23 protein-coding genes and 2 pseudogenes are annotated in these 21,871 nt (G+C 63.0%); 9 read left to right on the top strand and 16 right to left on the bottom strand.

Features of this window, described 5'->3' with window-relative positions; genetic code table 11:
• Window positions 1–14: 14 nt before the first annotated feature.
• Window positions 15–971 carry a sugar ABC transporter substrate-binding protein gene (locus QKY98_RS07865; RefSeq protein WP_007158440.1) on the bottom strand — a complete coding sequence of 319 codons (957 nt, stop codon included), beginning with the start codon at window positions 969–971 and terminating at the stop codon, window positions 15–17.
• 208 nt (window positions 972–1,179) lie between these two features.
• Between QKY98_RS07865 and QKY98_RS07860 the strand changes: the two genes are divergently transcribed.
• A complete protein-coding gene (locus QKY98_RS07860) occupies window positions 1,180–1,728 on the top strand; it encodes an adenine phosphoribosyltransferase (protein ID WP_027599474.1) in 549 nt (182 codons plus the stop codon).
• Between the two features lie 126 nt (window positions 1,729–1,854).
• Here the strand turns inward: QKY98_RS07860 and QKY98_RS07855 are convergent, their stop codons facing one another.
• The 5 genes from QKY98_RS07855 to pnuC all read right to left on the bottom strand — a co-directional run bounded on the left by QKY98_RS07855 (window position 1,855) and on the right by pnuC (window position 4,516).
• On the bottom strand, window positions 1,855–2,160 hold the full coding sequence (locus tag QKY98_RS07855; protein ID WP_284670636.1) for a putative quinol monooxygenase: 306 nt from the start codon (window positions 2,158–2,160) through the stop codon (window positions 1,855–1,857).
• Between the two features lie 64 nt (window positions 2,161–2,224).
• Window positions 2,225–2,773, bottom strand: coding sequence for a GTP cyclohydrolase I FolE (folE, locus tag QKY98_RS07850; protein WP_027599472.1), 549 nt, complete (start codon window positions 2,771–2,773; stop codon window positions 2,225–2,227).
• Window positions 2,774–2,836: 63 nt separating this feature from the next.
• Window positions 2,837–3,391: a Smr/MutS family protein gene (locus QKY98_RS07845; protein ID WP_241810075.1), complete on the bottom strand. Its 555-nt coding sequence runs from the start codon at window positions 3,389–3,391 to the stop codon at window positions 2,837–2,839.
• Window positions 3,392–3,428: 37 nt separating this feature from the next.
• Window positions 3,429–3,956, bottom strand: a complete 528-nt coding sequence (locus QKY98_RS07840) for an AAA family ATPase (RefSeq protein ID WP_108582681.1) — start codon at window positions 3,954–3,956, stop codon at window positions 3,429–3,431.
• Complete coding sequence (gene pnuC, locus QKY98_RS07835; protein ID WP_027602227.1) at window positions 3,953–4,516, bottom strand: nicotinamide riboside transporter PnuC; 564 nt, start codon at window positions 4,514–4,516, stop codon at window positions 3,953–3,955. The genes QKY98_RS07840 and pnuC overlap by 4 nt, the downstream gene beginning before the upstream one ends.
• 266 nt (window positions 4,517–4,782) lie before the next feature.
• On the opposite strand from pnuC, the gene QKY98_RS07830 reads away from it, so the two are divergent.
• From QKY98_RS07830 to QKY98_RS07820, 3 genes are all read left to right on the top strand, one after another.
• A complete protein-coding gene (locus QKY98_RS07830) occupies window positions 4,783–5,619 on the top strand; it encodes an undecaprenyl-diphosphate phosphatase (protein WP_027599468.1) in 837 nt (278 codons plus the stop codon).
• Window positions 5,616–6,116, top strand: coding sequence for a DUF1294 domain-containing protein (locus tag QKY98_RS07825; protein ID WP_027599467.1), 501 nt, complete (start codon window positions 5,616–5,618; stop codon window positions 6,114–6,116). The genes QKY98_RS07830 and QKY98_RS07825 overlap by 4 nt, the downstream gene beginning before the upstream one ends.
• Before the next feature lie 82 nt (window positions 6,117–6,198).
• Complete coding sequence (locus tag QKY98_RS07820; protein ID WP_284670937.1) at window positions 6,199–7,986, top strand: gamma-glutamyltransferase family protein; 1,788 nt, start codon at window positions 6,199–6,201, stop codon at window positions 7,984–7,986.
• 118 nt (window positions 7,987–8,104) lie between these two features.
• On the opposite strand, the gene mqo is transcribed toward QKY98_RS07820, so the two are convergent.
• From mqo to QKY98_RS07805, 3 genes and pseudogenes are all read right to left on the bottom strand, one after another.
• Window positions 8,105–9,601 (bottom strand): malate dehydrogenase (quinone), encoded by a 1,497-nt coding sequence (gene mqo, locus QKY98_RS07815; protein WP_284670635.1) that lies wholly within the window; start codon window positions 9,599–9,601, stop codon window positions 8,105–8,107.
• A 454-nt stretch (window positions 9,602–10,055) separates the two neighbouring features.
• Window positions 10,056–11,645, bottom strand: a complete 1,590-nt coding sequence (locus tag QKY98_RS07810) for an ABC-F family ATPase (protein WP_027599464.1) — start codon at window positions 11,643–11,645, stop codon at window positions 10,056–10,058.
• Window positions 11,646–11,665: 20 nt separating this feature from the next.
• Window positions 11,666–12,627, bottom strand: a pseudogene (locus QKY98_RS07805) (Arm DNA-binding domain-containing protein).
• Between the two features lie 281 nt (window positions 12,628–12,908).
• On the opposite strand from QKY98_RS07805, the gene QKY98_RS07800 reads away from it, so the two are divergent.
• Window positions 12,909–13,085, top strand: coding sequence for a hypothetical protein (locus tag QKY98_RS07800; protein ID WP_284670634.1), 177 nt, complete (start codon window positions 12,909–12,911; stop codon window positions 13,083–13,085).
• Here QKY98_RS07800 and QKY98_RS07795 read toward each other — a convergent pair.
• Window positions 13,082–13,360 (bottom strand): hypothetical protein, encoded by a 279-nt coding sequence (locus tag QKY98_RS07795; RefSeq protein WP_284670633.1) that lies wholly within the window; start codon window positions 13,358–13,360, stop codon window positions 13,082–13,084. The genes QKY98_RS07800 and QKY98_RS07795 overlap by 4 nt on opposite strands.
• Window positions 13,361–13,425: 65 nt before the next feature.
• Between QKY98_RS07795 and QKY98_RS07790 the strand changes: the two genes are divergently transcribed.
• Window positions 13,426–14,142, top strand: coding sequence for a hypothetical protein (locus QKY98_RS07790; RefSeq protein ID WP_284670632.1), 717 nt, complete (start codon window positions 13,426–13,428; stop codon window positions 14,140–14,142).
• Window positions 14,143–14,196: 54 nt separating this feature from the next.
• Here QKY98_RS07790 and QKY98_RS07785 read toward each other — a convergent pair whose 3' ends face one another.
• Window positions 14,197–15,303 (bottom strand): DNA cytosine methyltransferase, encoded by a 1,107-nt coding sequence (locus tag QKY98_RS07785; RefSeq protein ID WP_284670631.1) that lies wholly within the window; start codon window positions 15,301–15,303, stop codon window positions 14,197–14,199.
• Between the two features lie 86 nt (window positions 15,304–15,389).
• Here QKY98_RS07785 and QKY98_RS07780 point away from each other — a divergent pair, with 86 nt between their 5' ends.
• Complete coding sequence (locus QKY98_RS07780; protein ID WP_284670630.1) at window positions 15,390–15,593, top strand: hypothetical protein; 204 nt, start codon at window positions 15,390–15,392, stop codon at window positions 15,591–15,593.
• Here the strand turns inward: QKY98_RS07780 and QKY98_RS07775 are convergent.
• Window positions 15,590–15,772 (bottom strand): annotated as a pseudogene (locus QKY98_RS07775) (site-specific DNA-methyltransferase); the annotation flags it as partial. The gene QKY98_RS07780 and the pseudogene QKY98_RS07775 sit on opposite strands and share 4 nt — an antisense overlap.
• An 89-nt stretch (window positions 15,773–15,861) precedes the next feature.
• Between QKY98_RS07775 and QKY98_RS07770 the strand changes: the two are divergent.
• Window positions 15,862–17,103, top strand: a complete 1,242-nt coding sequence (locus tag QKY98_RS07770) for a GTP pyrophosphokinase (protein WP_284670629.1) — start codon at window positions 15,862–15,864, stop codon at window positions 17,101–17,103.
• 36 nt (window positions 17,104–17,139) lie between these two features.
• Here QKY98_RS07770 and QKY98_RS07765 read toward each other — a convergent pair whose 3' ends face one another.
• Both QKY98_RS07765 and QKY98_RS07760 read right to left on the bottom strand, forming a co-directional pair.
• Window positions 17,140–17,301: a hypothetical protein gene (locus QKY98_RS07765; protein WP_284670628.1), complete on the bottom strand. Its 162-nt coding sequence runs from the start codon at window positions 17,299–17,301 to the stop codon at window positions 17,140–17,142.
• A gap of 1,219 nt (window positions 17,302–18,520) precedes the next feature.
• Complete coding sequence (locus QKY98_RS07760) at window positions 18,521–18,937, bottom strand: response regulator (protein ID WP_027602230.1); 417 nt, start codon at window positions 18,935–18,937, stop codon at window positions 18,521–18,523.
• Between the two features lie 252 nt (window positions 18,938–19,189).
• Here QKY98_RS07760 and QKY98_RS07755 point away from each other — a divergent pair, with 252 nt between their 5' ends.
• Entirely contained in the window at window positions 19,190–19,384 is a 195-nt protein-coding gene (locus tag QKY98_RS07755; protein WP_027599462.1) for a hypothetical protein, read from the top strand.
• A gap of 24 nt (window positions 19,385–19,408) precedes the next feature.
• Here QKY98_RS07755 and QKY98_RS07750 read toward each other — a convergent pair whose 3' ends face one another.
• Both QKY98_RS07750 and QKY98_RS07745 read right to left on the bottom strand, forming a co-directional pair.
• Window positions 19,409–20,617: an MFS transporter gene (locus tag QKY98_RS07750; protein ID WP_027599461.1), complete on the bottom strand. Its 1,209-nt coding sequence runs from the start codon at window positions 20,615–20,617 to the stop codon at window positions 19,409–19,411.
• Complete coding sequence (locus QKY98_RS07745) at window positions 20,614–21,822, bottom strand: MFS transporter (protein ID WP_027599460.1); 1,209 nt, start codon at window positions 21,820–21,822, stop codon at window positions 20,614–20,616. Before QKY98_RS07745 ends, QKY98_RS07750 begins: the two co-directional genes overlap by 4 nt.
• Between the last annotated feature and the right edge of the window lie 49 nt (window positions 21,823–21,871).

The raw sequence follows: 21,871 nt of genomic DNA, 5'->3' as shown, positions 1-21,871 counted from the left end.
GGGCTCTCCTCGGATCAGGGCTGGGTGACGAGTTCGACCGGGGTCTCGATCACGCCGTCCTTGGCACCGGTAGGCTCGCCCTTGACCAGCTTGAGCGCGGCTTCGATCCCGAACACGGCCTGCTTGGCGGCGAACTGGTCGGCGGTAGCGAGGACGCGACCGTCCTTGAGCATCGGGTGGATGGCCTTGATGTTGTCGTAGCCGACGATCTGCACCTGGCCTTTCTTGCCGGCCGCGCGCACGGCGGAGACGGCGCCCAGCGCCATGCTGTCGTTGCCGGCCAGCAGGGCCTTCAGGTCAGGGTATTCGTTGAGCATGGCCGCGGCGACGGCGTTGCCCTTGTCGATTTCCCAGTTGCCGGATTGCACGCCGACGATCTTCATGCCGGCCGCTTCCATGGCGTCCTTGAAGCCTGCGGTGCGCTGCTGGGCGTTGGTGGTGGTGGAGACGCCCTCGATGATGCCGACCTGGTCACCCTGCTTGAGCTGCTTGGCCAGGTACTCGCCCACCAGGCGCGCGCCCTTGCGGTTGTCGGGACCGACGAAGGGGATGTCCAGGGACTTGGACTTGAGCACCTCGGGATCCAGGCGATTGTCGATGTTGACCACCTTGATGCCGGCGTCGCTGGCCTTCTTCAGTACCGGAACCAGCGCCTTGGAGTCGGCCGGAGCGATGACCAGGGCGTCGACCTTGGACACGATCATCTGCTCGACGATACGGATCTGGCTGGAGGTATCGGTCTCGTCCTTGATCCCGTTGGAGATCAGGTCGAAATCGGCGGAATGGTCTTTCTGGTAGGTCTTGGCGCCGTCTTCCATGGTCAGGAAGAATTCGTTGGCCAGGGACTTCATGACCAGCGCGACCTTGGGCTTTTCGGCGGCCGTGGCGTGACTGGCGGCGAGCGGCAGGATCAGCGAAGCGGAGGTGAGAGCGATAGCCGCCAGCAGGCGGGCAGGGCGAAAGGCCAGCATAGGGGAATCTCCGAATTCTTATGGTTCTTGTGGTCGCGCAAACGTTTGCGCGAAAGCGAGAATGTCCGCTTCGTTGGTAGCTGTCAACGGAAGTCACTACATGAATCGATTCAGCGCCAGGGGACGGCAGGTTGGCCCCGGCCCTGTAGCCCCCGGTATACTGTGCAATCGTGTTCAACCAGGCGCCCGGCGCCCGAGAGTCTTTGCCATGTCCTTTTCCGAATCCGCCCTGAAATCCCTCATCCGCGCCGTGCCCGATTTTCCCAAGCCGGGGGTGATCTTTCGGGACATCACGCCGCTGTTCCAGTCGCCCGAAGGCCTGCGCGCCGTCATGGCGGAGTTGCTGGAGCGCTATCGTTCGGCGTCCTTCACCCATGTCGGGGCGCTGGATGCCCGCGGATTCCTCATCGGCCCGATCCTGGCCTATGAACTGGGCAAGCCGCTGGTGCTGTTCCGCAAGCAGGGCAAGCTGCCGGCCGAGTTGCTGACCGAGGTCTACAGTACCGAATACGGCGACTCCGTGATCGAGGTGCACAAGGACAGCGTCAGCGCCGGTGATTCGGTGCTGCTGGTCGACGACCTTATCGCCACCGGCGGCACCCTGGTCGCCGCTGGCAACCTGATCCGCCGCCTGGGCGCCGAGGTCCACGAGGCCGCCGCCATCGTCGACCTGCCCGAACTGGGCGGCTCCAAGCGCCTGGAAGCCGCCGGCATCCCCACCTTCGCCCTGACGAGCTTTGCGCTGTCGGAGTATTGATGAGGTCACGCGACAGCTGACTTAGCTTTATCGCGGCCATGGGCCGCTCCTACAAAAGCATCACCCCCTGTAGGAGCGGCCGCATCGGCGGACCGCCATGGCCGCGATAGGACGTTGTAAGCCGTATTAAGGCGTGCCAGCCGGTCTTCTCGGCTCCAGCGGATACAGGTCCACCTCGTCCGCCAGCTTGGGCAACTCGTCGAGGAAGACGAGGGTATGGGGCTGGTTGAAGTGGTCGTCCTGGGCGGCGACCGAGGCCCAGCGGGCCTGGATCACCCAGAGGTCGCCATCCTCGCTGCCCTGGAACACCCGGTAGTCCAGGCAGCCTGCGTCGGTTACCGCCACGGCGGCGAGATCGAGCAGATGGGTGCCCAGCGCCTGGGAGCGTTCGGGCTGGGCCCTGAGCAGGGTGAGGCTGTGGATGTCCGGCATGGCGTGCAGGTCTCCTGGAGGTTCGAGACTTCGACCCTCCAGGGTGGCGGACGTCGCAGCCGACTCAGCGATTGATCAGGCTGAGGAATTCGGCGCGGGTGGCATCGCTGGCGCGGAACTGGCCGAGCATCACCGAGGTGACCATGGAGGAATTCTGCTTTTCCACGCCGCGCATCATCATGCACATGTGCTGCGCCTCGATGACCACTGCGACCCCGGCGGCACCGGTGACCTGTTCGATGGCCTCGGCGATCTGCCGGGTCATGTTTTCCTGGATCTGCAGCCGACGGGCGAACATGTCGACGATACGCGCCACCTTGGACAGGCCGAGCACCTTGCCCTTGGGCATGTAGGCGACGTGGGCCTTGCCGATGAAGGGCAGCATGTGGTGCTCGCACAGGGAGTACAGCTCGATGTTCTTGACCAGCACCATCTCGCTGTTGTCGGAAGTGAAGAGCGCCTCGCCCACCACCTCTTCCAGCGTCTGGTTGTAGCCACGGCAGAGGTACTGCATGGCCTTGGCCGCGCGCTTGGGCGTGTCCACCAGCCCCTCCCGGCCGATGTCTTCGCCGAGTCCGGTCAGGATCGAGGAGTAGTGCTGTTCGAGAGACATTTGGGTTCCTGTTTGTCGATAAGGAGGTTGGCGCTCGGATGAGACGTCACCCGAGTCGCGGAGTCACTCGTCGCGACCTTCGAGCATGGTGCGCTTGAGCAAGACATAAAGCGAGCCGGTACCGCCGTGGCGGGGCAGGCAGGAGGTGAAGCCCAGTACCTGGGGGTGCTGGCGCAGCCAGGTGTTGACGTGGCTCTTGATCAGCGGACGGCGCCCGTCCAGGCGCGCGGCCTTGCCATGGGTGATGCGCACGCAGCGGATTTCCAGGCGGGTGGCCTCGGCGAGAAAGTCCCAGAGGGTTTCCCGGGCCTTCTCCACGGTCATGCCGTGCAGGTCCAGACTGCCCTCGAACGGGATCTGTCCACCCTTGATGCGGCGCAGCTGGGTGTCCTGGACACCGTCGCGACCCCAGTAGAGTTCGTCCTCGGCGCCCACATCGATGACGAAGGCATCGCTCAGGCCATCGACCCGGATAGCGGTCGTGGTCCTGGTCGCATCGGCACGGCGCTGGGCGACCTGGCCCAGGTCGGCGCGCGGTTTGCCGGTGTCGGCGCGATCCTGCTTGAGCGGACGGATCCCGCGGGTGAAGTCGGCGAAAGAGGCATCGTCGTCGTGCATGGCGTTCTCCGGTGTAGGACGTCATTCTACCGGCGGGTCAGGCCTCGTGCAGCAATCGGCTCACCGCGGCCAGCGCGGCCGTTTGCCGCTCGGACCAGTCGCCGGCGATTTCCAGCAGCGGCTGGCCATGGGCCTGCAGCCAGTCGCGGCAGTGGGCGAAGAACGCCAGCCGCTCGGTCAGCTCCGGCTGGCAGCGCTGACCGTCGTCCTGCCAGGCGACGTCGCGGGGGTCGAGCAGCAGGTGCAGATCGTAGCGGCGGGCCAGCAGCGCCGGCTCCAGCCAGGCGGGCGCGGTGCCGAACAGCAGCCGACTCCACAGCAGATTGCTCAGCAGATGGGTGTCCAGCAGCAGCAGGGGCGGCGCGGCGGCGCGCGCCTGGTCTTCCCGACGCACTTGCTCGCGGGCGATGAGCTCCACATCCGCCAGGGTGGTGTCGGTACCGTGCCGCTCGCAGTATTCGCGGACGTACTCGTCGACCCGCATACCGCCGAACCTTTCGCTCAGCACCTGCGTCAGCCAGGACTTGCCACTCGATTCGGGGCCGGTCAGCACCACCACCTTCATCGCGCGGTCGCCAGGGCGCGACGCCAGTCGAGCCAGCCATAGGCCGCCAGGCCGACGAAGACCGCATAGAGGATCGCGGTGGGGTAGAGGCCCTTGTAATAGAAGAGGCCCACATAGATGACGTCCAGCACGAACCACAGCACCCAGCACTGCAGGCGCTTCTGCGCCATCCAGAACTGGGCGACCAGACTGAAGCCGGTGAGCGCGGCGTCCAGCCAGGGCAGGGCGGCGTCGGTATGGGTACCCATGAGATAGCCGAGGGCCAGGCTGCCCAGGGCACCAACGGCCAGACCGGCCAGCAGGGGTTTCGCCGCCAGCGAAGTGACCTCGCGGCCCTGGTGCTGCTGGCCGCCCCTGAGCCATTGCCACCAGCCATAGAGTTGCAGCACCGCATAGATGCACTGCAACAGCATGTCCGAATAGAGCTTCACGTCCAGGAAGATCCAGGCGTAGAGCACCACCATAACCAGGCCGATGGGCCAGGCCCAGATGTTCTGGCGCACCGTCAGCCAGACGGCGATCACCCCGAGAACGGCGGCCAGCAGCTCCACGGGCGACATGCCCAGCAGGGTGGTGAGCGACTCCAGAAACGACATGCTTCACATCCGGAAAGATTGAATTCGTCATTGTACGGCACCTAATGGCCGTCTATCGGTCTCTTCAACCGGTCTCGCTCTGGTAAGGTGCCGGGCGCTGACTTCAGCACGTGCTGTCTTGGGTACCGCGAAGGGCCATGCCCTGCGGAGCGTCACGGTTCGAACCCCGTTGCCGCCGGAGCCTGCAGCTCCGGCTACCTGCAAATGTTTCACTTGGATGGAGTAATACCATGGACCTATGGAGTGCCTTGCAGGCGCTGATTCTGGGGATCGTCGAGGGCATCACCGAGTTTCTGCCCATTTCCAGTACCGGCCACCAGATCGTCGTTGCCGATCTGATCGGCTTCGGTGGGGAAAGGGCCATCGCCTTCAATATCATCATCCAGCTGGCGGCCATCCTGGCCGTGGTCTGGGAATACCGCTTCAAGGTCTTCGAGATCGTCACCGATCTGCCGCGCAAGTCCTATGCACAGCGTTTCACCGGCAACCTGATCATCGCCTTCCTGCCCGCCGCGGTGCTGGGCGTGATCCTGGGTGACCTGATCCACGAATACCTGTTCAACCCCATCACCGTGGCCTTCGCCCTGGTGATCGGTGGCGTGATCATGATCTGGGCGGAAAAGCGTACCCATCGCATCCGCGTGGAAGAGGTGGACGACATGCGCTGGCATGACGCCCTCAAGGTCGGCTGCGCCCAGTGCCTGGCGATGATCCCGGGCACCTCGCGTTCCGGTTCCACCATCATCGGCGGCCTGCTGTTCGGCCTGTCGCGCAAGGCGGCCACCGAGTTCTCCTTCTTCCTGGCCATGCCGACCATGGTCGGGGCGACGGTCTACTCCGTGTACAAGTACCGTCACCTGTTCACCGCCAGCGACGTCCTGGTGTTCGGAGTCGGCTTCGTCACCTCCTTCCTCTTCGCCATGCTGGCGGTCAAGGCCCTGCTGAAGTTCATCGGCAACCACAGCTACGAAGTCTTCGGCTGGTACCGCATCGTCTTCGGACTGCTGATCCTGGCCACCTGGCAATTCGGCTGGATCGACTGGCACGCGGCCAAGGCGGCCGGGTGAAACCCGAGAAGGAACAGCAGAGCCGGCGCAAGCCGGCTCGTGCGTCTGGGCAGAATGCTTCCCCCAAGGCCGCCAAGCGGGCAGCGCCGCTGACGCCCTATCAGCAGCGCGCCGCCATCGCCCGCCAGGACATGCTGGCGCTGCTGCAGATCGCCGTCTTCATCCTGCCCCTGGTGGGCATGCTGTCGCTGGCCTTCGGCCGCGGGGTGCTCTGGCCGATGCCGCTCTATCTGGTGGCCAGCGTGGCCACCTACCTGCTCTACAAGCACGACAAGCAGCGCGCCCGCGACAAGGGTTGGCGCGTGCCGGAGCGCATGCTGCACCTGGGCGAATTGCTCGGCGGCTGGCCGGGCGCCCTGATCGCCCAGCAGCGCTTTCGCCACAAGACCGTCAAGCTGAGCTTTCGGCTGGTGTTCTTCGCCATCGTCGCCCTGCACCAGCTGCTCTGGCTGGATGTGCTCTGCGGCGGCTTTCTGCACCGTCACCTGCCGCTCTGAGGTCAGACAGGCGGCGGTGGGGCAGGTGATGGGCTAGGCTTGGCGGGCGAAAGCCCCCGTTGCCCAGGAGCCCCCCTTGCGAATGCCTCTGTCGATCTTTACGCCCCTTTTCCTGTCCCTGACCCTGGCCGCCTGTAGCCAGGGTCGCGAGAACTCCCTGCCCACGGCTCCCGAGGCCGGTTCCGGTTACCGCCCCGGGCTGACGGCCAGCGCAGCCACCCGGCAGATGGCGGCCGCGGCCAATCCCCTGGCCGCCGAGGCCGGCCGGGAGATCCTGCGCCAGGGCGGCTCGGCCATCGACGCCGCCATCGCCATGCAGGCGGTCCTGACCCTGGTCGAGCCGCAATCCTCCGGGATTGGCGGCGGTGCCTTCTTGCTCTACTGGGACGGTCGCAAGGTCCAGGCCTACGACGGTCGCGAGACCGCGCCAGCCGGGGCCACGGAAAGGCTCTTCCTGCACCCGGATGGCAGCCCCATGGCCTTCGAAGAGGCACGGATCGGCGGTCGTTCGGTAGGGGTGCCCGGGGTGCTGCGGGCCCTGGAGCTGGCGCATCGCGACCACGGCAAGCTGGCCTGGCAGGTGCTGTTCGAGCCGGCCATCCGCCTGGCCCGGGAGGGTTTCCCGTTGTCGCCGCGGCTGCATAACCAGCTGGTCCACGACCCCTTCCTCAAGCAGTCACCCGGCATGGCCGGGCTCTATCTGGATGCCCAGGGGCAGGTGAAGCCCGTGGGTACCCGGCTGCGCAACCCGGAATTGGCCGCTACCCTGGCGCTGATCGCCCGGGAGGGCGCCGGAGCGCTCTATCGCGGCGACCTGGCCCAGGCCATCGCCAGCGCCGTGCAGGAGAGCCCCAATCCCGGCAGCCTGAGTCTTCAGGACCTGGCCGGCTATCGCGCCAGGACGCGCACGCCGCTGTGCACCGACTACCAGCGCTGGCGCGTCTGTGGCATGCCACCGCCCGCCGGCGGCATCACCGTGGCCCAGACCCTGGGCATCCTCCAGGCCCTGCAAGCGCGCGATCCGGCCTGGGCCCTGGCGCCGTTGCGGCCAGTACCGACCGCGCTGCCGGCGGGCCAGGAGCCGCGTCCCGAAGCCGTGCATCTGATCGCCGAGGCCGAGCGCCTGGCCTATGCCGATCGCGCCCAGTACGTGGCCGATCCGGAGCTGGTGCCGGTCAACGTCAAGGGTCTGCTCGATCCCGGGTATCTGGCCAGTCGTGCGCAGCAGGTCGGTGAGCGCAGCCTGGGCAAGGCCGCGCCGGGGGTCCCACCCGGCCCGACCCTGGCCTGGGCACCGGATCGCTCGCCGCTGCGCATTTCCACCTCCCAGGTGGTGGCGGCGGATGCCTGGGGTGGCGCTCTGTCCATGACCACCACGGTGGAGAGCTACTTCGGCTCCCACCTGATGGTGAAGGGCTTCATGCTCAACAATCAGCTGACGGACTTTTCCTTCGTGCCGCGGGAGAAGGGCCTGCCGGTGGCCAACCGGGTGGAGCCGGGCAAGCGACCGCGCTCGACCATGTCGCCAACCCTGGTGTTCGACCGCCAGAGTGGCGAGCTGCTGGCGGCCCTGGGCTCGCCGGGCGGTTCGCAGATCGCCGGCTATGTGGTCAAGACCCTGGTCGGCTTGCTGGACTGGCAGCTGGATCCCCAGGCGGCAGCGGGCCTGCCGAATTTCGGCAGTCGTAACGGCCCTACCGAACTGGAGCGCGGCGAGACCACGCCAGCCCTGCGCCAGGCACTGGAGCAGCGTGGGCACCAGGTACGCGAAGACGAGATGACCAGCGGCATCCAGGTGATACGCCGAATGGGCTCAGGTTGGCAGGGCGGCGCCGATCCGCGGCGGGAGGGCGCGGCGCTGGGGGATTAGGCAGGCGTCGGAGGGCGATAGCCCTTCACCCCAGCCCTCTCCCTGGGGGAGAGGGGGCGGTTTTGCTGGGGGGAGGTCAGGAGCAGGGATGGCCCGCCAGTGGGCCATCCCGGTGGGGTCAGGCCGGCTGGTCGAGTTGCAGGACGCGGGTGGTGCGCTCGCGCACTTCGCGCAGCAGTTCGGGCTCTTCCGCCAGCTTGTGACCGAAGGCCGGGAACATGGCGCGCAGCTTGGCCTGCCAGTCTTCGCTCTGGAAGCGGCTGGGGAAGCAGCGCTCGACCAGGGTCAGCATGATGGACACCGAGGTGGAGGCGCCTGGGGACGCGCCCAGCAGTGCGGCGATGGTGCCGTCGCCGGAGGCGACGATCTCGGTGCCGAATTGCAGCACGCCGCCTTTCTGCGGATCCTTCTTGATGATCTGCACCCGCTGGCCCGCCACTTCCAGGCGCCAGTCCTGCTTGCGCACGGCCGGGTAGAAGGCCCGCAGTTCCTCGACGCGCTGGTCGAAGGATTGCAGCACCTGGCCGACCAGGTAGCGGGTCAGCGGCATGTTGTCCCGCGCCACGGCGAGCATGGGGCCGATGTTGCCCGACTTGATCGACTTGGGCAGGTCGAGGAAGGAGCCGCGCTTGAGGAACTTGGTGGTGAAGCCGGCGAAGGGTCCGAACAGCAGGGACTTCTTGCCATCCACCACCCGGGTGTCCAGGTGCGGGACCGACATCGGCGGCGAGTTGACGCCGGCCAGGCCGTAGACCTTGGCCTGGTGCCGTTCGACGATGTGCGGATCGTCGCAGCGCAGCCACTGGCCGCTCACCGGAAAGCCACCGTAGCCGGCGCCCTCGGGGATGCCGGACTTCTGCAGGAGCGGCAGGGCCGCACCACCGGCGCCGAGGAAGACGAACTTGGCGATCAGGGTGCGGGTGGCACCGGAACGACTGTCCTCGATGGTCAGGCGCCAGCGCTGGTCGGCCTCGCGGGTCAGGTCCACCACCTTCTGGTTGTAGCGGACCTGGGTGCCGGGACGGGTCTGCAGGTGACCGAGCAGGCTCATGGTCAGGGCGCCGAAGTTGACGTCGGTACCCCCGGCCACATGGGTCGCGGCTACGGCTTCGGTGGCCGGCCGGCCTTCCATCACCAGGGGCATCCACTCGCGCAGCTTGGCGTGATCCTCGGAATACTCCATGCCGTCGAAGCAGGCGTGGTCCTTGAGGGCCTCGTAGCGCTTGCGCAGGAAGGCCATGTCCTTGGCGCCATGGACGAAGGACATGTGCGGCACCGGGGTGATGAAGGCGCGCGGCGAGCCGAAGTGGCCTTCCTCGACCAGGTAGGACCAGAACTGCTTGGAGGCCTCGAACATACCGTTGATGCTGAGGGCCTTGGTGATGTCGATGCTGCCGTCCGCCTTTTCCGGCGTGTAGTTCAGCTCGCAGAGGGCCGCATGGCCGGTTCCGGCGTTGTTCCAGGGGTTGGAACTCTCCGCCGCGCCTACGTCGAGCAGTTCGAGCACCTCGACGGTGCTCGTGGGCTCCAGTTCCTTGAGCATGACCGCCAGGGTCGCACTCATGATTCCCGCGCCGACGAAAACGAAATCCGACTCTTCGTTACCACTGTGCATTCATCGTACTCCTGAGACAGTGTCTCGCTTTACACCTGAGGGAGAGCGGGCGTCGGAGCCCGCCCTCGAGTTGGGCAACCCCGGGCTGACCGCGAACGGCCGGGCAGGGGTGAGCAACCGGTAGGGCATGGCAGTCAGTTGCGACAGCGGCCGTCCGGCAATGTTCTGATTTGTTGAATGGGGGGCAAGGGTCCTGGCGGACCGGCGGAGGCCGGTACCAGGCGGGGAGATCAGGATGCGACAGGGAACCCGTCGAGCGTGCCGGAAGGGGGCGCTACGTGTTACGAGACGTGGCAGGAGACCCCTGGTCTCCCGGCGCAAACGATAGGTGATGATCGCGGCGATCCTGGTCGAGTACCCGTTTCGGTGCGAAATGATACCTAGGGTAACTGCTTAGGGCATCCTCTATTTTATTCGTGTAGTGGGTGTCGCGACCCACTACACGAACCTCGCCTCAGCCGTTGATGCCCTGGCTGCGCAGGTAGTCGTCGTAGCTGCCGCTGAAATCCACCACCCCGGCCTCGCTCATGTCGAGGATGCGGGTGGCCAGCGAAGAGACGAATTCGCGGTCGTGGCTGACGAAGATCAGGGTGCCCGGATAGTTTTCCAGCGCCAGGTTCAGCGCCTCGATGGATTCCATGTCCAGGTGGTTGGTGGGTTCATCCATCACCAGCACATTGGGCTTCTTCAGGATCAGCTTGCCGAACAGCATGCGACCCTGCTCGCCACCGGAGATGACCTTGACCGACTTCTGGATGTCGTCGCTGGAGAACAGCATGCGACCCAGGGTGCCGCGTACCATCTGTTCGCCGCCCTGGGTCCACTGACCCATCCAGTCGAACAGGGTGACGTCGTCGGCGAAGTCCTCGGCGTGGTCCTGGGCGAAGTAGCCCACGTCCGCGCTGTCGGTCCACTTCACCTCGCCGCTCTGCGGCGCCATCTCGCCCACCAGGGTGCGCAGCAGGGTGGTCTTGCCGATCCCGTTGGGGCCGATGATGGCGACCCGCTCGCCGGCTTCGATCTGCAGGCCGAGACGCTTGAACAGCGGGGTGCCGTCGAAGCCCTGGGTGACGTTTTCCAGGGTCACCGCCTGGCGGTGCAGCTTCTTGTACTGCTCGAAGCGGATGAAGGGGCTGACGCGGCTGGACGGCTTGACCTCGTCCAGCTGGATCTTGTCGATCTGACGCGCCCGGCTGGTGGCCTGCTTGGCCTTGGAGGCGTTGGCCGAGAAGCGGCTGACGAACTGCTGCAGCTCGGCGATCTGGGCCTTCTTCTTGGCGTTGTCCGACAGCAGGCGCTCGCGGGCCTGGGTGGCCGCGGTCATGTACTCGTCGTAGTTGCCGGGGAACAGGCGCAGTTCGCCGTAATCCAGGTCGGCCATATGGGTGCAGACGCTGTTCAGGAAGTGGCGATCGTGGGAAATGATGATCATGGTGCTGTTGCGGGCGACCAGGATGCCTTCCAGCCAGCGGATGGTATTGATGTCCAGATGGTTGGTCGGTTCGTCGAGCAGCAGCAGTTCCGGATCGGAGAAGAGCGCCTGGGCCAGCAGCACGCGCAGCTTCCAGCCGGGGGCGACGGCGCTCATGGGGCCGAAGTGCTGGTCCTGGGGGATGCCCAGGCCGAGCAGCAGTTCGCCGGCACGAGCTTCGGCGGTGTAGCCGTCGTATTCGGCGAACTGGACCTCCAGCTCGGCCACGGCCATGCCGTCGTCTTCGCTCATTTCCGGGAGGGAATAGATGCGGTCGCGCTCGGCCTTGACCTTGGCCAGCTCGGCATGGCCCATGATCACGGTGTCGATGACCGTGCAATCCTCGTAGGCGAACTGGTCCTGGCGCAGCTTGCCCAGGCGCACGTTGGGTTCGAGCATCACCTGGCCGCCAGTGGGTTCCAGGTCACCGCCGAGAATCTTCATGAAGGTGGACTTGCCGCAGCCGTTGGCGCCGATCAGGCCGTAGCGATGGCCGTTGCCGAATTTGACGGATACGTTCTCGAACAGCGGCTTGGCGCCAAACTGCATGGTGATGTTAGCGGTGGAGATCAAGGGGGTTACCTATCAAGGACTTACAGCGTCGCCGGATTCGCCGATATCGATTTGATACCAATTCCGAGCTTTGCTATCTCGCTCCAGTCTGAACCTGAGTTGATCCAGCGAGCGTATGTGGAAAGGAGGATCTGGATCGTGTTTCCCAGCTGTTGGGCGATGAAGGCGATGTTCATGCCGGACATTAAGCACATTGTCGCATAGGTGTGACGGCAGTTATAAGGCCGCCGGTACCGGATGCCGAGGGCGGCCAGGGTAGGTCGCCACTGGTGATGGATGTCTGACGTCTGCTTCACATGCTCGGCATTCTTCGAGGGCGGGAAGACGAACGGGGTCTCCTTGATTCATAGAGCGCGGCATAGATGCTGGTGGGCCAGTGATCGCGGGCATACATCGCCTCGATGATCCGGTCGGCCTCGGCCTGGCTGAACGGGTCCACCTCCTTCTTCGTCCGGCGCGGCAGCTCCAGGGCCTCGGCCGGGTTCTTCTCGATCAGCCCATCGCTGGCCGCCGACTTCAGCAGCGTCAACAGCCGGGTCATCGCGTTACGCTTCACCGCCGGCGAGGTCCAGTCGGTCTCGGCGACGATCCGCCGCAGCAGGGCCGGAGTGATGAGGTCGATCCGGGTCCGGGCCAGGTGCGGCTGCCAGTAGATGTTGAGCGCGCTCAGGTAGTTGTTCCTGGTGCCCTTGGCCATCCCGCGGCTGTCCAGCCAGAGTTGCGCGTATTCGCCGAAGGTGTTGCTGCTGGCGGCCAGGGCCGAGCCCGGGAAGAGATCGGCGTACTTGGCGTCGTCCATCAGGCCCAGCTTGATCAGGTCTATTACCTGAGTACGCAGTCGGGATGCAGCCGCGATGCCCTTTTTCGTGACGGGATAGGGGAGCGTCTCGCTGTGCCGTCTGCTGTTCCAGGTGAAGCGGATGCGGAGCGACTTGCGGAAAATCTCGACTCCGGTGGGCATATCCATTGCGCTTCCAGCCATTCGTCATACCTCCGTTTGCTGTAGATGGTCTCGCGGCCCTGCTTGATCCAGATGCCGGCGGGGATTTGGTTGCGGGCACGCCGCGTTCGGAGCGCTCGGACGGTGATGCCCAGGTACTGGGCGAATTGGGCCTCGTTGAGCTTGTCGCGGTCGTCGACCAGTTCCTGTGCAGCGGACATGGGGGCTCCTCGCCGGCCGGCGGCCAGCGGTGCGGGATGGTGGGGAAAGATCGCTACGCCCAGGGCGGCGTATGATCAGGGAAACGGTATGGAGCGCTCGACATGAAGAAGGTATTCAGCAACCCGCTGTTTCTTTCAGGACTGCCGCTTCTGGCATGCGGCATCGCCTTTGGTGAAAGCGATTCATCGGGCTATTCAGCCGTCGCTGCAGGGTTCTTTATTCCTGGGCTGGCGCTGATTGCATGCGGTATCGCTGCAGCTCGGAAGCAAAAGGGCTAGTTGAGGTATGTCGCCTTGTAGTAGCTGACGACCCGCGGGGTGCAGCCCGCAAGCCTGGCGATCTGGACGCCTGGCAGGTCCTGCTCCAGCAGCGTTAGCACCTGTCGCCTGGTGTTGCTCACCCTCGCTGACGGCTTGATCAAGTCCTCGCCGCGCTTCTTGCCTCGATAGTGCCGCTCGCGTACCGCCTCGTAGGCGATGCCGTAGCGGTCGGACACCTCGCGCAGCGTGAGCCGCTTGCTGCGCACCAGGGTTTTGATGGGTTGCGGCGCCATGTCAGGGCCCTCAATCTATATAGAATAAGAAGTCTCGCGGACGACAGTGGTTGGCTGCGATCTAGGTGGTATATAAATTCAGAAATTTTGCTATGGAGGCGCATTTGAAAAGGTTATATGGAAGAGTTGGTTTTAATTTTGAGTATTCGCTACTCATAGCTATTTTCGTGGGCATGCTTTTAGTCCTATTCAATGTGTTTAATAGGCCGGACGTAAAGGATGGCGCAGCTTGGTTTCAAGGTGTGGGTATCATATTCACGCTAATTGCGGCTTTATCGATTCCGGCAATCCAGCGGAAGCACGCATATCTTCAAAATGAAGAAGAATATGATCTTTATACTTTGAAAGCCTATCAAGTAGCCAGTGAGGCTGTTGACGGTGTTGTGGCGCTTAAAGAGATAAAAAAGCTTTTTGTTAGCGAGACGGATCATAAGTTGATACTGAACGGACTGGATGTGCTGATTGAAGCTATTGGTAGCTTCGAGGTTAGTAGGATGTCCTCTGCTCAGGCTGCAATTGCTTTGCTGCGCGTGAAGCAGCAGGTGAAAGATGCGTCCATTATCTACGCCACAACGTTAAAAGGTAGTGATGAGAAAATTTTCGCCATGGGGTTGATTGAGTCGTTGGCCGACAGCGCAGTTAAAGAACTGGCTGTCTTGGAGTCCCAGATTCCAATGCTCAAAAAAAATAGAGGATCAAGATTTGGTGGCAAGATCCGATCTATTTTTGAATTGAGAAATAGAAAGGGTCGCGAAGAAGCAGGCGGTAGCGATTCGCCGTAGCTGCGGCCGATTAACAATCCAAACCTGCTTAAAAGAGGCCTGACGTGAAGATGTTCAAGCCGTAGGCACATAGGGCCGGGTTGGCTGGGGATAAAGCACGCTGGGGACCGGTGTGCGAGCAGGTTCAGGCGGGAAGTCCATCGCGCACTGGATGAAGGCTATGGCCGCCTCCGCGTTGATCGCGTTGCCGTAGGCGCGCAGGCGTCCCACTCGCGCGGGAGCCCCATCAGCCAGCGGGAATGTGCCGGGTTCCACTGCCCGCCACTTTCCATCCCGGCAGAAGAGCCAGTCAGCATCTGACCAGAAGCCGTTAGCCGGGCCGGCTGGTCGTGGATCAGGTAGCGCACCGCGTCCTTGAGGTTGATCTGATGCCCTTGCTCCTTGCGGCGCTCCGGGTCCTGTCCATATCCCCTGAGGCTCTGCGGCGTTCCTGCGTTTGGTGTTGGCCAGGCAGCTAGCTGCACTTGGAGATTCAAAGGCGTCAGGCTCGCCCCGCACCGACCGCCCAACTGACTCTTGCGCTCCAGGAAGCGCTCTGCTGTTCCGCCGCATTCGTTCGCCGTCGGTGTTCCTCATCCGGTTAGAACGGCAGCGTGGTTTAGGGTGATGTTCCTGGTTGTGAACCTGAAGCCTGGATGCCGAAGCGTGTCGGTCGCTGTCGCGGTGGGCCACCCAGTAGGCTCGATCGCGGATGTTCGGAGCACCGACGCCCGCAGCCGGGAACGGGACGGCCCCGAAGGCGTACGCCATGGCTTCCAGGTCAGCCTGTACAAGGTCGATCCAAGGGTCTGCGTCTTTGCTCGCAACCTGCTCTCCAAAGACGACTGGAGGCTGGCGCTCGCGGATGAGCCAATGGAAGTCCGGCCAAAGGTGCCGCTCGTCATCAAACCCAGCTCCCGCGCCTGCCTGGGAGAAAGGTTGGCAAGGACAGGAACCGGTCCAAACAGGTCGATCATCTGGCCAGCCGGCGCGGCGAAGAGCGTAGGACCACACCCCGATGCCGGCGAAGAAATGGCACTGGGCATAAGGCTTGAGATCGTCTGGTCGAACATCGCGGATGTCCCTCTCGTCAACGTCGCCAGGCGCGATGTGCCCGGCGGAAATTAGGGTGCGCAGCCACGCGGCCGCATACGGGTCGATCTCGTTGTAGTAGGCAGGCATGGGATGCTCGGTGGTTCGGGGGGGGCGGGGGCGCGGAACGTGCTCTGCTGCTATACCTTCAGATCCACCGCAAAGGATCGAAGACGATGAGCACTGATAGCCGGATAGCAGCCTTGGAACATCTCGCCGCCGAACTCTTAAAGGAGGCCAAGAGGCAGGGTCTAGACGTAGATAGAGTTTTCGAGAAAGCCACCTCTTCACTCCTCGGCAGCGACGGTCCTGGTGGACCCGCACAGAAGTCCGAGGCGGTTGATTCGCTGAAGGAGATCCAGCGGCAGGTGCAGCGCTAGGCTGCAGGCGCGTCGTGGATCAGATCCATCTGCGCTGCGCCGTCGAGCCAGGCGGCATCTAGGCGGGCGCGCGCAAGAGCTGGGTATTCAGGGTTCAGCTCACAGAGCACAGAGCGGCGGCCTTCCAGCATAGCCATAAGGGCGATGGTGCTGGCGCCGCCGGGCGGGTCCAGAACGAGGCTGCGGTCAACAAGCTGCACTAGTCTTCCACGGATAACCTAGATGCGGGGCTGGCTGCAACCTGCTCATCTATGGAAGCTTGGTCAAGGTGTTAGCGTCACTGCCTACTGAGCAGACAAAGTTACTCGCATGCCTGGCCGCATTGGCCTTGATGTTGTCGAGCCTGTCGCTCTTGGCTAAAGGTTTTTCATCCTATGCCGAATCAATGGTTCAGTTCTATAAAGGGAAGTATGCCATGGCTGAGCCTGATGATATTTACAGTGCAAAAATACTGGAAGATTTTGACAAGCAAGAGTCTTCCTATAAGTATCTCTGCGAAGTTGTTTCCACGCTTCTTGTGCGGGTGCTGGCTGCTAGCAGCATTGAGGTTCACTCTATTTTGAGTCGCTGCAAAGCTCGTGGTAGCTTGGAAAAGAAGATACTTAAGAAGCGTAAGTATAGTGATTTGTCAGAAATTACTGATCTTGCAGGGATAAGGGTGATTACTCACTATGGAGATGACGTCGATAAAGTTGCTAAAATAATATCCAAAGAATTTCAAGTCGATCAAAATAATACGTTGGATAGAAGGATTGCTACAGAGCCAGATCGGTTTGGTTACGTGTCGCTTCATTATGTTGTATCTTTATCTGAAGCAAGAGCACAGCTTCTAGAGAATCTGTCCATCGCAGATTTAAAAGTTGAAATTCAGATTCGCTCAATCTTACAGCATGCGTGGGCAGAGATTGAGCACGATACTGGATATAAAAGCGAGCTGGAGGTGCCTTCTCCAATCAGGCGGAAATTCTCCAGGTTAGCGGGGCTTCTTGAGTTGGCAGATCAAGAATTCAATTCAATTCGAAATGAAATTATCGATTACACAAGGCGAGTGGAGGCTGAGGTTAATTACAAGGTTGTGAATGTCGGTATCGATAGGGTTTCGTACGAGGCCTTTATCCTTAAAAATGAGATTTCGCGCCAGATAGATGAGGAGCTTGCAAGCGCAGTCGGCTGCAGTCTGGAGTTTGATAAAAATGATGATTATGCCAGCCAGATAAATAGACTCAAATTTTTTGGGATCGATAATATAAGTGGCCTCATTCAGCATCTAGAGCGCTTCAAGACGGAAATTGTCGATTTAGCTGTGGCGGTCTTCGCGCGCCCTAGTCGTGCCGGTATTAATTCTGCGAATATGAAGCTAGATTGGGGGATTGCCTGTTTTTATCTTTGCCATCTTCTTGCCGGAAAATCAACAGAGGCAGTGTTGGATGCCTATTTGTTAGAAAATAATTGGCATCTGGGTGCTAGAGGTAAAGAATTCAAGGAGATACTCATGCGGTACTCCAATTGATTAGTGGCCAATAGGCGGCTATGCCGCCGCCTGCTCCTAATTGGTGATCATGCTACATGCAATCCACACCTGCTGGATGCCAGCCGGCACCTTGGCCATTGGCTCCTTCATCGTTCCGGCCATGACCGCGCTATCGAGGTCACCGGCGCGGGTCAGGCTGAGCAGCAGCGCCTGGGGTCGGGCGGTGAGCTGCAGCACGTCGAAGCGGGCCAGCAGCCTCAGGCGGATGCCCCGACAGCCGAGCGATGGCGATGGCCATCAGGATGACGGCGCGCCACTTCTCCGATTCAGAGAGCAGACCGTAAAGGTGCCCGGAGGATTGCCCTGAGGTCCGCCGCCTATCGATTTTCTACCTACGTTCAGCGGCCATTTCCTTCCTGCTGTATCTGTTCGGTAGGAGACTACCTTTCCTATTTTGTAGATCTCCAGGGAGAGGGGTATGGCGCTGTTCGTCGCACTTGTCATTGGCCTAGGCATAGCCTATGCGTTCCACCAGAAGAGGGAGGAGGTAAGGCGATGGAGGCGCCGGCCTACACTTGAGGCGTATCTGGATATCAACCCCGAGTGCAAAACTAACCGGGGTATTAGGTGCCACTCTTGCGGTTCGGGCAGTATTCGCAGCTGGGGATTGCACGGAGCCGAGGATGCCAAGCGTACCTTCAGTTGCAATCACTGCGGCCTTCAGCTCTATCGGACCTCGTGAGGTCATCACCCGTAAGCCTAGTCGAGCACTACTCCAACCTATAAAGACGCGTGCTGTCAGACTGGCCGATGGTCCTTACCTGCAGCGGCGTGGGGGCGGCCGCGGTACAGAACCGATGACAAATCTCCGAAAAGGTAAGCCGGTTGCGCTCATCGGCGAGGTATCGCCGTAGCCCGAGGACGGAAGAGTTATCTGGGTCGAAACCTGGTTGCGTCCTTACTGTTCGGACATACAGTAATTCCATCGATCTGGATGTCGAGCAGGTGGTGACGAAAGGAGAGGTTTTCGAGTCGGCAGGACGCCGTGAGAGGTGCAGCGAGCGATACCAATTCTGATACCAATCGCTGCGTTCGGGAGCGTTTTGAGGGGTTCTGAAGCCATCCTAGAAAACCTAGAACCCCAGCAAAACCAGGGCCTTACGAGCACAAGCTAACGCCACCTATACTGCATGGTAATGTTTAGCGGTGGAGATAAAGGGGGGTACCTGTAGGGGTTTCAGACCGGAGCTCGCCTGCGACCCGAGCCGGCGGGCGGCTTGGGCGGGGCGTTTCGATCGGATGGGCAGAGCTCCAGCGGGCAGGGTCGAGGGGTCGCGACGATGCGCGGCGGCCTGGCTGGGTTGCGGTAAAGGCGGGCGGCGCCCGACATGCCGCCTATTGTGTCATAGCTGCGAGGTCCTTTGTACGGGGCAGGCGGCGGCCGGGTGTCGCTGGACTAGCGGGCGGTCGGGTCGGGGGTGCCAGGCCGGGGTACCACTTTCCAGATCGCTTCGGTCAGTTGATCCAGTGTCCACGGCTTGTGCAGAAAGGGCACCCCGGACGGAATGTCGTTTCTCAGGCCGGCGTAGCCGGACATCAGTACGAAGGGCACCGCGGGCCAGCGTTCACTGACGATCTTCGCCAACTGGACGCCGTCGATCACGCCCGGCATCCGCACGTTCGACACCACCACATTGACCTGCTGCCAGTGCAGCTCGAGAAACTGCAGGGCGGCATCGGCAGTGCCGAAGGTCTCGACATGGAAGCCTTCCTGCTTGAGGACCTCGCGGACCAGTGCCTGGAGCAGCAGTTCGTCCTCGGCCACGACGGCGAGCAGATTCGGGGTGCTGGCGGAGCGGGTCGGCGTATCCATAGGCAGGCAGTCCGGAGTGGAGAAATACCTGAAGTCTAGTCAGCCTTGGCCAGGCTGCTGGCCAATGGCCCGGATCAGCACTCAGCTTTTTTAGGGATGAGCCTCTAGGTCCAGGCAGCTGACTCGCGCGAAGGCTCTGGCAAGGGGTCGACGCCGCTTGGCAGTCGGGCGACGTGCGGTAAGCGTCAGGATGAAACATCTGGCGCCGCCGACCTACTAACCTCTGAGACCGACCGGCACAGGAGCCACGGCATGATCCTTTCTCTTTCTCCGGCGCCCGATACCACGTCCCCGCTCGCCCTCTGGCTGGGTGGCGATCAGGCACCGCTGAACGATTCCGACATGGCTGACGAGGAGATCGATACCGACATCCCCGACGAAGTGGTCGAGAACCTGACCGAGCCGGCCAAGCCGCCAGCGCCGATTCCGGATCCCGGTCCGTTGTAGGCGCGCATCCGATTTCACCTGCGGTCAGGCCGGCGTCAGGTCAGGGCGTTCGCGCAGCGCCCGGTGATAGAGCAGGGCGCTGAGCCCCAGGCCAGCCAGGGCCATGAGGCCGGCGAAGAGGAAAATGGCGCTGAAGCCGAAGCCATTGGCGATAGCGCCGGCCAGTGGACCGGTGATGCCCAGGGCCAGATCCAGGCACAGCGAATAGGCGCCCAGGGCGGCGCTACGGTTGGTCGGGGGAACCTTGACGATGGCTTCCACACCCAGGGCTGGATAGACCAGCGACAGCCCGAACCCGGCCATGGCCGCGCCGATCAGTGCCATCTGCGGCGTGACCGCCAGCCAGAGCAGCAGCAGACCCAGGGTCTCGACGGTGAAACAGGCCAGGGCAACCCGAAAACCACCCAGCTTGTTGATGGTGCCGGCGAACAGCAGTCGCGCGCAGATGAAGGCGGCGCCAAAGGCGGTCAGGCAAAAGGCGGCATTGGGCCAGCCGTTGCTCGCGTAGTAGAGCGTGACGAAGGTGGCGATGGCGCCAAAGCCGATGGAGCTCAGCAGCAGGCAGAGGCCAAAGGGGCTGATGCGCCAGAACACCTTGTGAAAGGGCAGTCGCTCACCGGGAATCACCGGTGCCGGCTCCTTGTTCCAGGCCAGGGCCAGACCCAGGGCGCCAAGCAGCGCGATAGCCACGCCCAGGCTCCACAGGCCCAGACCCGCGACCATGGCCACGCCCAGGGGGGCGCCCAGGGCCAGGGCGCCATAGGCGGCGATGCCATTCCAGGAGATTACCTTGCTGACGTGCTGCATGCCGACGCTGCCCATGCCCCAGCTCAGGCAGCCAGTGCCTATCATGGCCTGGGACATGCCGAGAATGATCCTGCCGACGATCAGTAGGCCCAGGCTGAGGCCAGGCACGCTTTGCAGCGAGGTGGCCAGCAGGGTGAGCACGCCACAGGCGACGCAACCGAAAAGGCCGTAGATCACCCCGCGCTTGGCGCCGATGCTGTCGGCCAGCTTGCCGGCCAGGGGGCGGGTGAAGAGGGTGGCGAGGTACTGGATGCTGATCGCCAGTCCCGCGATGACCGAGCCGTAGCCGAGATCGTCGTGCACGTAGCCCGGCAGGATCGCCAGCGGCAGGCCGATCGCCAGGAACAGCAGAAAGCTGAAGACGACGATGGAAACGATACGCAGCGTGACGGCGAGGGAGCTGGCGGCTGGTGCGGTCGTGGTCATGGCTGTTCTCGAGAGGACTCGTCGAAACGGCAGAGGAGGCGAACGCTGAGCGCCAGGCCTGCCAGCGCGGCCAGCGCGGCGCAGAGAAAGCTCGCGGCATAGCCGAAATGGGTGGCCACCGCCCCGATCAGCGGACCGGTCACCGCCAGGGAGAGGTCGATGAACACCGAATAGCCGGCCAGGGCGGCGCCCCGGTTGGAGGACGGCACCCGCTGCACCGCCTCCACGGCCAGCGCCGGGAACACCAGCGAGAAACCGATGCCGGTGAGCGCTGCCCCTACCAGGGCAGTGGTCACGCTGGGGGCCAGCCAGAGGACGGCCAGGCCGACGGCTTCCACCGCCAGGCTGACGATGGCGACACGAAAGCCACCGTGGCGATTGATGGCGTTGGCGCAGACCAGGCGTACCCCGATGAAGAAGGAACCGAACACTGTCAGGCACAGGGCCGCGCCGCTCCAGCCCTGACTGGCGTAATAGAGGGTGATGAAGGTTGCCAGGGTGCCGAAGCCGATGCCGCCCAGCGCCAGGCCGAGCCCGAAGGGCAGGACCCGGCCCAGCACCGTGGTGAAGGGCAGGCGCTCGCCGCGGACCGGGACGATGGGCGGGCGGGGCTTGGCGATGCGATAGCCCAGGGCGGCCAGGCCGATGATGCTGACACCCATGATCCACAGCCCCAGGGTATCCACCAGCACTACGCCCAGCGGCGCGCCTATGGCGAGGGCGCCATAGCTGGCGACGCCGTTCCAGGAGATCACCTTGGCGGTGTTGGTCGGACCGACCCGACCGATCGCCCAGGAGATGGCGCCGGTCCCCGAAAGGCTTTCGGCGCAGCCCAGCACCAGTCGGCCGAGCAGCAGGGCGACGAGGCTGACCCAGGGCCAGGCCTGCAAGAGCACCGACGCCAGCATCAGCACGCCGCTGAGCCCGCAGCCGAGCATGCCGTAGAGTACCGACTGCTTGGCGCCGACCGTGTCGATGATGCGGCCGGCATGGGAGCGCGAGAACAGCGTAGCCAGGTACTGACTGCTGATCACCAGGCCGGCGATGATGGAGTTGAAGCCTAGTTGGTCGTGCACATAGCCCGGCAGCACGGCCAGGGGAATGCCGATGGTAAGGTAGGCGATAAAGGTGAAGAGCACCGTACCCAGGGTGATGCGGGTGGCCAGAGCGGGTGAGGGTGCGGGCGGTAGGCTGGCGGTCGACATCGGACTCGAGAGGTTGTCTGACAATGTGGGATAGATTGCTTTCGTCCGG

The sequence above is a fragment of the Pseudomonas sp. HR1 genome (assembly GCF_030175875.1).
GTDB lineage: Bacteria > Pseudomonadota > Gammaproteobacteria > Pseudomonadales > Pseudomonadaceae > Chryseomonas > Chryseomonas oryzihabitans.
The sequence above is the reverse complement of the archived record's forward strand: the minus strand, read 5'-3'. Positions and strand labels throughout refer to the sequence as shown.

What these genes read in the sequence shown, in the direction of transcription:
- QKY98_RS07865 (WP_007158440.1), bottom strand. Translation starts at nt 971, where the DNA reads ATGCTGGCCTTTCGCCCTGCCCGCCTGCTGGCGGCTATCGCTCTCACC.
- QKY98_RS07860 (WP_027599474.1), top strand. Translation starts at nt 1,180, where the DNA reads ATGTCCTTTTCCGAATCCGCCCTGAAATCCCTCATCCGCGCCGTGCCC.
- QKY98_RS07855 (WP_284670636.1), bottom strand. Translation starts at nt 2,160, where the DNA reads ATGCCGGACATCCACAGCCTCACCCTGCTCAGGGCCCAGCCCGAACGC.
- folE (WP_027599472.1), bottom strand. Translation starts at nt 2,773, where the DNA reads ATGTCTCTCGAACAGCACTACTCCTCGATCCTGACCGGACTCGGCGAA.
- QKY98_RS07845 (WP_241810075.1), bottom strand. Translation starts at nt 3,391, where the DNA reads ATGCACGACGACGATGCCTCTTTCGCCGACTTCACCCGCGGGATCCGT.
- QKY98_RS07840 (WP_108582681.1), bottom strand. Translation starts at nt 3,956, where the DNA reads ATGAAGGTGGTGGTGCTGACCGGCCCCGAATCGAGTGGCAAGTCCTGG.
- pnuC (WP_027602227.1), bottom strand. Translation starts at nt 4,516, where the DNA reads ATGTCGCCCGTGGAGCTGCTGGCCGCCGTTCTCGGGGTGATCGCCGTC.
- QKY98_RS07830 (WP_027599468.1), top strand. Translation starts at nt 4,783, where the DNA reads ATGGACCTATGGAGTGCCTTGCAGGCGCTGATTCTGGGGATCGTCGAG.
- QKY98_RS07820 (WP_284670937.1), top strand. Translation starts at nt 6,199, where the DNA reads ATGCCTCTGTCGATCTTTACGCCCCTTTTCCTGTCCCTGACCCTGGCC.
- mqo (WP_284670635.1), bottom strand. Translation starts at nt 9,601, where the DNA reads ATGCACAGTGGTAACGAAGAGTCGGATTTCGTTTTCGTCGGCGCGGGA.
- QKY98_RS07800 (WP_284670634.1), top strand. Translation starts at nt 12,909, where the DNA reads ATGAAGAAGGTATTCAGCAACCCGCTGTTTCTTTCAGGACTGCCGCTT.
- QKY98_RS07795 (WP_284670633.1), bottom strand. Translation starts at nt 13,360, where the DNA reads ATGGCGCCGCAACCCATCAAAACCCTGGTGCGCAGCAAGCGGCTCACG.
- QKY98_RS07785 (WP_284670631.1), bottom strand. Translation starts at nt 15,303, where the DNA reads ATGCCTGCCTACTACAACGAGATCGACCCGTATGCGGCCGCGTGGCTG.
- QKY98_RS07780 (WP_284670630.1), top strand. Translation starts at nt 15,390, where the DNA reads ATGAGCACTGATAGCCGGATAGCAGCCTTGGAACATCTCGCCGCCGAA.
- QKY98_RS07760 (WP_027602230.1), bottom strand. Translation starts at nt 18,937, where the DNA reads ATGGATACGCCGACCCGCTCCGCCAGCACCCCGAATCTGCTCGCCGTC.
- QKY98_RS07755 (WP_027599462.1), top strand. Translation starts at nt 19,190, where the DNA reads ATGATCCTTTCTCTTTCTCCGGCGCCCGATACCACGTCCCCGCTCGCC.
- QKY98_RS07750 (WP_027599461.1), bottom strand. Translation starts at nt 20,617, where the DNA reads ATGACCACGACCGCACCAGCCGCCAGCTCCCTCGCCGTCACGCTGCGT.
- QKY98_RS07745 (WP_027599460.1), bottom strand. Translation starts at nt 21,822, where the DNA reads ATGTCGACCGCCAGCCTACCGCCCGCACCCTCACCCGCTCTGGCCACC.